The sequence below is a fragment of the Arenibacter arenosicollis genome, assembly GCF_014397245.1.
Lineage (GTDB): Bacteria > Bacteroidota > Bacteroidia > Flavobacteriales > Flavobacteriaceae > Arenibacter > Arenibacter arenosicollis.
Window position 1 is genome coordinate 38,911 of record NZ_JACLHY010000013.1, and the last position, 11,667, is coordinate 50,577.

13 protein-coding genes are annotated in these 11,667 nt (G+C 37.9%); 7 read left to right on the top strand and 6 right to left on the bottom strand.

Annotated elements, in window-relative coordinates:
* Positions 1–61: 61 nt before the first annotated feature.
* Genes H4O18_RS13275 through H4O18_RS13285 form a run of 3 tightly spaced genes read right to left on the bottom strand, consistent with a single transcriptional unit; the run spans position 62 to position 2,739 of the window.
* On the bottom strand, positions 62–1,576 hold the full coding sequence (locus tag H4O18_RS13275) for a hypothetical protein (RefSeq protein ID WP_187585370.1): 1,515 nt from the start codon (positions 1,574–1,576) through the stop codon (positions 62–64).
* A gap of 40 nt (positions 1,577–1,616) precedes the next feature.
* Positions 1,617–2,213, bottom strand: coding sequence for a hypothetical protein (locus H4O18_RS13280; protein ID WP_187585371.1), 597 nt, complete (start codon positions 2,211–2,213; stop codon positions 1,617–1,619).
* On the bottom strand, positions 2,197–2,739 hold the full coding sequence (locus H4O18_RS13285; protein WP_187585372.1) for an RNA polymerase sigma factor: 543 nt from the start codon (positions 2,737–2,739) through the stop codon (positions 2,197–2,199). The genes H4O18_RS13280 and H4O18_RS13285 overlap by 17 nt, the downstream gene beginning before the upstream one ends.
* A gap of 143 nt (positions 2,740–2,882) precedes the next feature.
* Between H4O18_RS13285 and H4O18_RS13290 the strand changes: the two genes are divergently transcribed.
* The 7 genes from H4O18_RS13290 to H4O18_RS13320 all read left to right on the top strand — a co-directional run bounded on the left by H4O18_RS13290 (position 2,883) and on the right by H4O18_RS13320 (position 9,273).
* Positions 2,883–3,791: an aldose epimerase family protein gene (locus tag H4O18_RS13290; RefSeq protein ID WP_187585373.1), complete on the top strand. Its 909-nt coding sequence runs from the start codon at positions 2,883–2,885 to the stop codon at positions 3,789–3,791.
* Positions 3,792–3,820: 29 nt separating this feature from the next.
* Complete coding sequence (locus H4O18_RS13295) at positions 3,821–4,381, top strand: DUF2911 domain-containing protein (protein ID WP_187585374.1); 561 nt, start codon at positions 3,821–3,823, stop codon at positions 4,379–4,381.
* A gap of 62 nt (positions 4,382–4,443) precedes the next feature.
* On the top strand, positions 4,444–5,424 hold the full coding sequence (gene meaB, locus H4O18_RS13300; RefSeq protein ID WP_187585375.1) for a methylmalonyl Co-A mutase-associated GTPase MeaB: 981 nt from the start codon (positions 4,444–4,446) through the stop codon (positions 5,422–5,424).
* A 195-nt stretch (positions 5,425–5,619) separates the two neighbouring features.
* Complete coding sequence (locus H4O18_RS13305) at positions 5,620–6,333, top strand: glycosyltransferase (RefSeq protein WP_187585376.1); 714 nt, start codon at positions 5,620–5,622, stop codon at positions 6,331–6,333.
* Positions 6,334–6,972 carry a lipid-A-disaccharide synthase N-terminal domain-containing protein gene (locus H4O18_RS13310; protein ID WP_187585377.1) on the top strand — a complete coding sequence of 213 codons (639 nt, stop codon included), beginning with the start codon at positions 6,334–6,336 and terminating at the stop codon, positions 6,970–6,972. It begins immediately after the preceding gene.
* Positions 6,953–8,596: an ArnT family glycosyltransferase gene (locus H4O18_RS13315; protein WP_187585378.1), complete on the top strand. Its 1,644-nt coding sequence runs from the start codon at positions 6,953–6,955 to the stop codon at positions 8,594–8,596. Before H4O18_RS13310 ends, H4O18_RS13315 begins: the two co-directional genes overlap by 20 nt.
* The gene (locus H4O18_RS13320; protein ID WP_246474266.1) at positions 8,593–9,273 is read left to right on the top strand and encodes a hypothetical protein; all 681 of its coding nucleotides are present in this window, start codon (positions 8,593–8,595) and stop codon (positions 9,271–9,273) included. The genes H4O18_RS13315 and H4O18_RS13320 overlap by 4 nt, the downstream gene beginning before the upstream one ends.
* A 59-nt stretch (positions 9,274–9,332) precedes the next feature.
* Here the strand turns inward: H4O18_RS13320 and H4O18_RS13325 are convergent, their stop codons facing one another.
* The 3 genes from H4O18_RS13325 to H4O18_RS13335 all read right to left on the bottom strand — a co-directional run bounded on the left by H4O18_RS13325 (position 9,333) and on the right by H4O18_RS13335 (position 11,594).
* Positions 9,333–9,902 (bottom strand): phosphatase PAP2 family protein, encoded by a 570-nt coding sequence (locus H4O18_RS13325; protein ID WP_187585379.1) that lies wholly within the window; start codon positions 9,900–9,902, stop codon positions 9,333–9,335.
* Positions 9,903–9,905: 3 nt separating this feature from the next.
* Complete coding sequence (locus tag H4O18_RS13330) at positions 9,906–10,133, bottom strand: hypothetical protein (RefSeq protein WP_187585380.1); 228 nt, start codon at positions 10,131–10,133, stop codon at positions 9,906–9,908.
* A 96-nt stretch (positions 10,134–10,229) separates the two neighbouring features.
* On the bottom strand, positions 10,230–11,594 hold the full coding sequence (locus H4O18_RS13335; RefSeq protein ID WP_187585381.1) for an MATE family efflux transporter: 1,365 nt from the start codon (positions 11,592–11,594) through the stop codon (positions 10,230–10,232).
* Positions 11,595–11,667 lie beyond the last annotated feature (73 nt).

The window sequence follows — 11,667 nt, forward strand, 5'->3', positions numbered from 1 at the left end:
TATAAAACGGGGGATTTTCAAATAGAAAATCCCCCGTTTATTTTTATATTAATACTTCACATCACTGCAAAACAACTTCCGTAAATTTGGAATTAATAATAATGGACTTACCACTACTCTTATTTATATGATACCCCTTGTTTAAGGTATTATAACCATTTTTTGTTTTAACCATCTGCAGTTCCTTAGGGTAAACCAATTCCGAATTGCTACCGTTTACAGCTATATTAAATGCAGTCTTAGGCAATACACAGCGCAATTCCGCATTCTGCAAATTGATATCCAAATCGGTAAAATCCTTGGAAATAGAATTGATGGTCAATGGGCCGAAATTATTTTTAATAAAGGCCTTATTCAATAGGTTCCCAATATTTACGTCGGAAAAAGTTGCACTAAGGGTCAGATTTTCAACTTCTTTGATATTTACCTTCTCCGAATAATCCGCCTTTAATTGACCATAGTTCCATTTTTGTACACTAACCGGTGAGTAAGAGGCATCTATATAGGTTTTATCCCCATCAATGGTAGTCGCCAACAATGTGGAATAGGATAAAGTGGCGCTTAGATTCTTTGTGTTTTCGGCCAAAATAACTTCACCATGTCTTACGTTCATCTTTATTTTGGTAGATTTTGGCAATTTAATCTTAATGGTTTTCTTGATCTTAAAATTTTTATCCCCTCCCTTTTTTATCGAATAAAAAACATTGGGTGCAGTAGAATGACTTTCTTCCAAAAAGATAAATTCTCTTTTCATCCCGTCTACTGTGTCGATCTCTATAGTAATGGTCTTGTTATCATTTCCTGATTCCCGTGAGTGTTGTCTCAACTCCATGGCTTTCTCCCTATGTTCTAGATTTTTTTCCTGTATTTCCACTCTTTGTTTTTGCAGATTTTGCAATTTCTCCAATCGCTCTATTTGGGCATGTTCCCTATTCTTCTCCATTTCACTTCTTCTTATATCGATCTCTGCCCGTTTTAATTCCATACGCCTGCCCCACTCTTCCATTTTTTCCTGATATTCCTTATCAAAACCCTTATCGAATTCCTTTTTCCACTTTTTCATATAAGCTTCCCCATCCTTTTTATAAGCCTCATAATCAAAAGGTTGCATATTCATTGGAGGAAGTGGTGGCATCTCCAGCATTTCAGGTAATTCTGGCAATTCCACCAAAGGTGAAATAGTATGTGTTCCCCCTACTTCATTAAACTGATCAAGAAAATCGATATTAAAATCTTCCGTACTATAATGGATAAATTCTTGGCGCTCCAATGCTGTGCTGACACTTATACCCTTACTATTTCCTATAATTTTAATGGGTTCATTTTTGAAGTAATTGTTGGCCTCTTCCTCGGAGACATCTTGCAGCTCCACTACTGCCACAACATCTATCTGATTCTTGTTCCAAGTTTCAAATTCTATATCCGCATAACTGGTGTTTATTTCCAAAACCACATCATTGGTTACATTAAAGTTCTCATGAAACGTTTTGGATTTTTTTTGTGCATAGACACCACTTGTGCCAGCTACCAAAACTATGGCAGCAACCATTCCTATTTTATTAAATATATTTTTCATCTGTACTATTTTATTATCCTTATTTTGACCTTCTTTTTTTTTAAATACTGGTTATCAAATCATTTTTACCCTCCTCATTACTTATCTTTTTTAGTTCCTGCAACTTGTCCCTTAGTTTATGCAATAACAGTAATCTCAGTTGTAAATTTTTGATCAAGGCAGTTATTGTTTGGTCATTGGGACCAATTTCATTTAATTCGGTATTCAACTTTTTATACTCAACATTTAATGCCTCCAACTGCTCCATAAAACTATCGATCAAGGCTTTGTTGCGATCGGATATTTTTAATTGGGAGAGCTCTAAGTTTATATTTACCATGTAATAATCCTCTACCTTTTTTAAATCGGGAGAAAGGTCACCGAGGGATATACCTTTTTCCTCCGGAAATGCGATTCCCTTTTCAACTACCGTTGCATCTATAGGTTCAGGAACACTTATTTTTATAAAAATTAAAGCACCCAAACCAAAGAGAATTATTAGGGAAGCCGCAATTTTATATAGTGGGAACGATGCCCTTTTGGCCATGGGAAGTTCCTCTTCCATTCTTTTCAAAAAACGCTCTTCATGACCATCCTTCATAGATTCCTTTGAAACCGAATCTATACGCTTGAACATTTCCCTAAGATCTTGTGACATACTTATTCGTTTTTAATAATTCCTTTAATTGCCCTTTACCCCTTAATAATCTTGTTCTACAAGTGGAATAGCTTATATCCAGGATTTCGGATATTTCACTGTGATCATAACCCTCCACCAAAAATAACTGCACCACATATCTATATTTCTCCGGTAATGCTGTTATAGCCTGCATTACCACTTTTATGGTAACCGTATCATCTACAGACCAATCTTCACCCTCTACCACCTTCATATACCCTTCATTTAGTTCTACGGTCTTAAGCTGCCTCGATTTTAAAAAATCAATACTCTTATTTACTACAATTTTCTTTAACCATGCTCCAAACGTTACTTCACCCTTGTATTGATTTATTTTTTGAAAAGCCCTTATAAAGGACTCCTGCACAATATCTTCGGCATCATCAGGATTTTTTAAAAAACGCATGGCAACATAAAACATACCCTGACAATACTGATTGTACAGTGATAACTGTGCTTTGCGATCGTTGCGTTTACATTGTTCTACAATATCAATCTGAAACATTTTGGCCAGTTTCTTTATTTTATTGAGGGGGTATAATTAATCATAAAATGCTCCCTACAAATCCTTATTACCTAAAGGACGAAGGAATATTTGTAATGTTGCAAAAAAGAGTATTTTTATCTTAAATCTTAAAAAGAAATACATTGAATCAAGTTACAATAAAAAACAATTTCATCACGCTGACCGTACTGGACTATGGGGCTATAATCCAAAAGTTGATATTAAAAAATAAAGATGGCCTGGACACCAATGTAGTGGTTGGTTTAGAGGAGCCTGAAAAATATTTAACCGATAACAAATCACTGGGAGCGTGTATTGGTAGATATGCCGGTAGAATTTCGAACAGCGGTTTTAAAATTAACAATACAAACTATCCGATCTTTTCTAAGGATGGCGTGCATTTACACGGAGGTAAGCAGGGATTTGGGAAAAGGTATTGGACCATAGACCAAGTTCACGATGGGGAGAATCCATTTGTAAAGCTGAGCTATCTGAGCAAGGATATGGAAGAAGGTTATCCAGGAAACTTAAAAACCATTGTGACCTATAAGTTGGTAGGTTCCTCACTATTTATTATCCACGAAGCTACAGCGGACAAAGCAACACCTGTAAACTTAACCAACCACTCCTATTTTAATTTGGATGGTGGGGACAAAATAGACCATTATCATTTAAGACTGTCTTGTCCGGAATACCTGGAAACAGATGCCAAGCTTCTTCCCACGGGAAATATCGTTTCTGTTAAAAATTCCAAATATGACTTTTTGAGCATGAAAAAGATAGGTGAAGTCCGTTTGGATACTCCATTTGTTATGGACTCCAGTTTAGAGGATGGTACGGTACTGGCTTCTGATATTTCGGGTTTATCCATGGAAGTCATCACCAATCAACCTGGCGTTGTTGTTTATACACCGGCGGCTTTTGCTGCAATATGTTTTGAAACACAAAATTTTCCTGATGCTCCCAACCAACCCAACTTTCCAAATAGCATTCTAAAACCGGGAGAAACCTATCATAATGAAACCGAGTTTAGATTTAGTTTCGTAATTTAGAACAATATAGATTAGCAAAATCCAAGGATATGAAATTTCTAAAATGGTTAGTAATAGTTGTAGTGGTATTGGTTTTGGCCTTCTTTTTATTCGGAAAATCCTATTTAACGGAACAGACTAAAAAGAACAGTCCTGAGAAAACAGCTACTTACGATAAAAATGGAATGGACCTAAGCGTAAAATACAGCAGTCCATTCAAAAAAGACCGTGTTATTTTCGGCGAATTGGTGCCTTATGATCTAGTCTGGAGAACAGGGGCAAATGAACCTACCACTTTTACCACGGCTACCAACATCAGTGTTGGTGGTAAAAGCTTGCCCGCCGGAAGTTATTCCTTGTGGACCATTCCTGGCAAAGAGACCTGGAGCTTTATTTTCAATAGTGAAATTCCGGAATGGGGAGTTACCATTTTAAGTGGCGGAAAAGAAACCACTAGAAACCCTGAAACGGATGTGGTAGAAATAAGCGTCCCCGTACAGCAATTGTCACAGACAATAGAAAGTCTTTCCATTGATTTTGATGAAGCGCAACAGCTTTACCTAAGTCTTGCCTGGGATAAAACAAAAGTTAGCGTTCCCATTAATAAATAAGTTTGGCCAACAAAAAAAATACTGAGGGGAAAAGCATTTCTATAGTTAAATCTTTTAGAAAAATGAGTCCGTCCGTAGCTGAATTGACCCAAGGTATTTTAAAAGGGGATATAGCCGCTTTGGCTAGGGCCATAACATTGGTGGAAAGCACCAACAGTTCGCATTTTCAAAAATCAAATGCAATCATAGACCAGTGCCTCCCGCATAGCGGCAATAGTATACGCATTGGAATTACGGGGGTTCCTGGAGTAGGGAAAAGTACCTTTATAGAGACCTTTGGATCTTACCTTACAGGCAATGGCAAAAAAGTTGCGGTACTGGCAGTAGATCCTTCCAGCTCAATAAGTAAAGGCAGCATTTTGGGAGACAAGACCCGTATGCAAGAATTGGTCAAGGATAAGAATGCTTTTATACGACCCTCCCCTACCGGTCATTCCTTGGGGGGTGTTGCCCGAAAAACCCGTGAAACCATAACTCTTTGTGAAGCAGCAGGATTCGATACCATTTTAGTGGAAACTGTCGGGGTAGGCCAAAGTGAAACCGCCGTACATGGAATGGTGGATTTCTTTTTACTTTTGAAATTGGCCGGTGCGGGAGATGAACTTCAAGGTATCAAAAGAGGCATCATGGAAATGGCAGATGCCATTGTTATCAATAAAGCCGATGGCAGCAACATTGAACAGGCCAATTTGGCCAAAGCTGAATTTACCAAGGCCTTACATCTATATCCTCCCAAGGAAAACGGATGGACCACAGAGGTACTTAGTTGTTCTGCCATTCAAAAAACAGGAATATCAGAAATATGGAAGCTTATCCAGACCTATATTGATTCTACCACCGCTAAGGACCATATTACCGCAAAAAGAAGAAATCAAAATAAATACTGGTTACTACAGACCATTGAGGACCAGCTTAAACAACAGTTTTACGGAAATAAAAACATAAAACTACATTTAGATATAATGGTCAGGAAAGTAATTGATGGAGAAATATCCCCTTTCACTGCGGCCCAGGAACTGTTGAACCTTGCTAAAAAACCCTAAAGAAACCTTTTAACATAGAGGCTGTAACAATATTTCAACAATAGAATAAGGTGATACGGGCGCATAAATAATATTGAAGCAACGCCCATTATTTCTTAATAATAAGATGAACATTCCAATGAGGCATAGGTTAACAAAGTTGATTATCTTTGGACCTTTAAAATTTAGATATAAAAGCACTTATCCTTGTACAAAATGAATTACGAATTCACCATAATTATTCCTGTCTATAATGAAGAAGATAATTTGGAACGTGTTGAAAAGGAGCTAAAGGAGTACTTGGCAATTTGCACTAAGAAAGCCAAAGTGTTGTTTGTAAACGATGGTTCAAAGGATAAGAGTCAACAATTGATAGAGGCTATTTGCCAAAGAAACGAAGCCTTTGGTTTTGTGAAATTTACCAAAAACAAAGGATTGAGTGCCGCTATAAAAGCAGGTTTCGACCACGTAGACACACCCTTAGTGGGATACATTGACTCCGATCTACAAACCTCACCCGAAGATTTCAACCTGCTGCTGGAACATATTGATCAATATGATCTTGTGACCGGTGTAAGGGCAGATAGAAAGGATTCCTTTGTTAAGAATGCCTCATCTACCATTGCCAATAATATACGTAGAGCATTTACAAATGACGGAATGGACGATACGGGATGTCCCTTAAAGGTTATAAAAACAGATTTTGCCAAAAGGATCCCGATGTTCAAAGGTTTACATCGTTTTTTACCCGCCATGATCTTGTTGCAAAATGGTACCATAGTACAAATTCCTATTCGCCATTTTCCACGTATGGCCGGAACGGCAAAGTTTGGCTTATGGAACAGGCTACTAGGTCCGCTAATGGATTGCTTTGCCTACCTATGGATGAAGAAAAAATATATTAACTACGAGGTAGAGAAAATAGGATAAATGGCAAATTGGATGGTTTATGCTATAGGCTTTATTGCCCAAATACTATTTTCCAGTAGAATGGTGGTTCAGTGGTTAATATCGGAAAAAAATCAAAAAGTACTTACCCCTAGACTATTTTGGCAGCTTAGTTTATTGGCCTCCTTTTTATTATTTGTATACGGATGGCTCCGTGATGATTTTGCCATCATGCTAGGACAGGCGATTACTTATTTCATTTATATCCGAAACATTCAATTACAGGGTGAATGGACTAAATTACCAAGAGCATTAAGGATTTTCTTATGGGTTTTCCCGATAATTATTATCATCTATGGGTATAATAACAAACTGTACGAACTAAGAGCAATTTTCCAAAATGAAGACATCCCTACATGGTTACTAATTTTGGGAAGTGTAGCGCAAGTAATATTCACATTGCGATTTGTTTACCAATGGATATATTCCGAAAAAAAGAAAACCTCTAGCCTTCCTTTTGGTTTTTGGCTGTTGAGTCTGGTGGGGGCTTCTTTAATTCTTACTTATGCCATTTTCAGAAGAGACCCAGTTTTATTTATAGGCCATACCTTAGGTATGATCGTTTATATAAGAAATTTATTTATCCTTAAAAATGAAGAGCATGACGTGGTTGAAAAATAATCCTATTGCGCTGATCTTCATAGCGGGTATCTCAATTTTCCTATTTCAACTTAATGTGATTCCCGTCACGATCATGGAGGCCAGAAATTTCATTACCGCACGGGAAATGATTACCGAGGGCAATTGGTTATTAACAACCATGAACGAACTGCCAAGATATGAGAAACCCCCCTTACCCAGTTGGATCACCGCCATTTTTGGATTGATATTTGGTTTTGATAACATAGCCGGACTACGGCTACCAACCATGTTGATGGCTATCTTTCTGGGATATATAGGGTATATATTTTCATTACGATTACTGAACAATAAAAGGCATGCACTCATAAATGCCCTTATTCTATTAAGTTCATTTTATATAATCGTCATTACGATTGAGGCACCTTGGGATATTTACACCCATGGATTTATGCTGACAGGTATCTATTTCTTATATCATTTTTTTAAACTGGCCGAAAACAAATGGAAGAACAGCCTTCTTGCTGCAATTTTCATAGGCCTATCCTTCATGAGTAAAGGACCTGTTTCACTATATGCACTCCTCTTGCCTTTTCTCTTGGCCTACGGCTTCGTATATAAATATAAGGACTTTTCAGTTTACAGGAAATATATCCCCTTGGTTGCCATGGTCGTCGTGGCCAGTATTATTGGCATTTGGTGGTTCTTGTATGTTCGCCTTGCCGATCCCGATGCCTTCTTGGCCATAACAAAAAAGGAAACTGCCAATTGGTCCAGTTATAATGTTCGTCCCTTCTACTATTATTGGAGCTTTTTTATACAGAGCGGCATTTGGACCATACCAGCCTTGATCAGTCTTATGTATCCTTATCTTAAGGATAGGGTAAGCGACAAAAAATCATACCTGTTCACCTTTTTATGGACCATTTTTTCAGTAATTCTACTTTCAATCATCCCGGAAAAAAAGGCTAGATACCTTGTTCCTGTATTGATCCCCTTGGCACTGAATACGGGGTTTTATATGGAATATGTCATCAGTAATTTTCAAAGCTCCTTTGTCCGGAAAGAAAAGATACCAGTGTATTTCCATTTTGGACTAATAGGGCTTATATGTATTGCTTTTCCCTTTGTGGCCTACTTTATATTGAAAGATGGTTTAGGTGCATTTTGGGGTTATTATGCCCTATCATCCGTGGTACTTTTTACCATAGGAATTTTACTTTTTGTCCAATTAAGAAAAAAACAGCTATTTCTCTGCTTTTTGCTGACCATTGCCTTAGTGGGCGCCATAAAATCATTGGCATTACCACTCTCTGGAGCTATGGACAAAAATTCTCATTATAAAAGTATATCACACCTAAATTCAACTTTGCTGCAAGAGGGTATTGCCACCTATTGTTTTGGTGAAATTGCACCAGAAATGATATGGGATTACGGTACCACAATCCCCGTACTCAAAGGGGATGAGGAAATTACAATTCCCGACGGTGAAAAGTTTGCCGTTCTGGTTATTCCAGTCGAAGAAAATGAATTTAAACGTATCTTTGACCCAGAATATAGGCTTACGCTAAAGACCGTGTACGACCTAAATTACAATGCCGACCCAGGAACCAAAGGGCATAAAAACCGTTTGATAAGTAATTTATATATAGTTGAAAAACGATGATGAACATCTTTACAAAATTTGAAAAAATAGGATACGGTATTTTAGCCGTAATAGTCCTTATAGGTCTGTACTTAGGACTTAGTGACGACATTTATTTTGACGTTAATTATGCCCAAGAAGACGGGCCTGTTGAGTGGGGAACAGCCATAATGCTATTTGCCATATTTGTACTTTCCCTGTACCACCTAATAAGATTGTGGACCACAAAAAAAATATTTTGGAAACTGGGGACATTCCTTTTTGTGGTTTTATTCCTTTTTGCTGCAGGTGAGGAAATATCATGGGGACAACGAATTTTTGGTGTTGAATCGAGCGAGTTTTTTATAGAGAATAACGCCCAGGGCGAAACCAACTTGCATAACCTGGTTGTCGGTGAAAAGAAAATAAACAAAATTATCTTCAGCCAGTTATTGTTTCTGGTTATGTTTCTTTACCTCATAATAACTCCTATACTTTTCAGAAAATTTAATTGGTTTAAGGATTTGGCCAATACATTTGCAGTGCCCATCGTAAAGTGGCACCACACCATAGCCTTTTTAGTGACAACCATTTTTGTTGCCCTTAATCCGGCAAGTCGAAAATGGGAAGTGTATGAACTAGCCTTTGGGGCTATCTTTTTCTTAATTTTTCTTGGCCCTTTAAACAAAGAAATCTTTGAAAAGAAACAGCCAGAGTAGAGAGGTCATGGAATCAATATTCATTTAGGGCACCAACTAACCCAATTCAGAATAATAGTTCAACGATCGTATTTGGCTGCGAACTTTAGAAATAGGTGAAGAAACAATCCAGCTAAAAAAGTTCCAATAATTATTCCCGTTAACACATCCAACGGAAAATGCACCCCTATATAAATACGGCTATAGGCAACAACAAGGGCCCAAACTACTAGGAATATTCCAATAAATTTATATTTGGGACGTAATAGGGAAGTAAAGAAAACAGCAACTGCAAAAGAATTAGCGGCATGGGCAGAGAAATATCCGAATTTTCCGCCACAGGAACTTTTTACCAAACGCATCAACCCATTTATTGCGGGATCATGACAGGGTCTTAACCGCTGTACTCCATACTTGAAAAAATTAGCCAATTGATCCGTTACCAAAATGAGCAAGGCAATGGCAACTATGGTCATTAAAAGACGCTTTAGCCCATAGGCTCTGTAGGTAAAAAATGCTAATAGGCCATAAAGTGGAATAGAACTGAATTTATTGGTCATAAAAAGCCAAAAACTGTCCCACGGGGAAGTGCCCAAGTTATTAAGGAACAGAAACAACTCCTTGTCGTAATGCACCAATTGGTCTATCATAGCCTACTCTTCGTATCGAGAAATTTCCCGGTCATAGAAAGCCGTAGCTTGTTCAATTAAATTTTCGGCCTCCTCTTCCAATTCCTTTTCATCGTCTTGGGTAAAATCTTCCAACCATTCTACCTCGTCATTTTCCAGATTGATGATGAATCTTGGGTACTCCGTGTGTACCACAAAAATGGCGGTTGGATAATCTGTATTATCTCCTAATAAAAATTTTGGGAATTCCATAGTACAACTCTTTATCTAAATATCGCTATCCAAAAATTTTGCCTTCCTGGCAGATACCGATCTTTTAACTTTTCTAATTAAATTTTAAATATATAGTTAACCAATCATTTTTTTGGTCAAATAATTAAATCGAATATACAACATAATTGCCGACGCTGTAAGTCCGGCCAATAAGCCTATCCAAATCCCTATACTCTCCAATGGAGTGTATAATCCAAGATAAAAACTAATGGGAAAACCGATCATCCAATAGGCAACAAAGGTAATCATGGTAGGTATCCTAACATCTTGCATACCCCTAAGGGCACCCAGCACCACCACTTGCAAACCATCGGAAATTTGAAATACCGCGGCTACTAAAATTAATTGTGCAGCAATAAGTACTACCTCGGTATTATCTGCCATATTGGTAGCATCTCCAAGATCTAAATATATGGTAGGCAACCAGTCCTTGAATAATACAAAGGCAATGGCAAATACAATTTCCAAAATTAGGGTAAGCAGAAAAATAGACTGTGCAATGCGCCTTAAATCTTTAAAACTCCCCAATCCCTTTTGATTTCCTACACGTATCATGGCAGCGACACCTAGTCCCATTCCCACCATAAATGTCATACTACTTAGGTTTAGGGCAATTTGGTTGGCCGCCTGTGAATTCTTGCCCAGAACACCACTTAGCCAAATAGCTGCAGTAAATATGGCCACTTCAAAGAACATCTGTAAGGCCGAGGGAAACCCAAGGTCTATAATTTTCTTCATTACCTTTTTCTCTATTGCTCTAAAATTAAAACCGGTAACGTAAGCGTGGAATTTCTTTTTGTTTTTCAGCAACACCCAAAGAAAAATGACCATAATGACTCGGGAAATCAAAGTACCCCAAGCAGCCCCTACAATACCCATTTTAGGGAATCCCCAGGAACCAAATATCAGTAGGTAATTCAAGATGACATTTACAAAGTTGGCAATTACTGTGGCGTACATTGGATACTTGGTCTGTGACAAACCCTCGGAGAATTGTTTAAAGGCCTGAAATATAATTAAGGGAACCAAAGAAAACGCCACTAAATCCAAATAGGGCATGGCCAGTTCCACAACCTCTGCAGGTTGCTTCATAAGAAACATCACGGGCTTGGCCAAAAGTATAATTCCAAAAAGTGAAAACCCCAGTATAGTACATAACAACAAACCGTGTTTTAATGCACTCTTTCCATCGGCAACATTACCTGCCCCATCAGCCTCTGCTACCAAAGGCGTAATAGCCGTAGAAAACCCTATGCCCAAGGACATGGCTATGAACACAAAACTGTTTCCCAGGGAGACCGCTGCCAATTCCGCCGTCCCCAATTGCCCAACCATAATATTATCGGCAAATTGTACAAACGAATGCCCCAACATTCCCAAAATGACGGGAAATGAAAGGGATAAATTATAACGAAACTCCTTTGTATATTTCTGCAACAAGACGCTTTAATTTGAAGGGGCAAATATAAGGGTTAGCTTTGGTTTAAGAACAATGGATTTTTTCATTTAATGC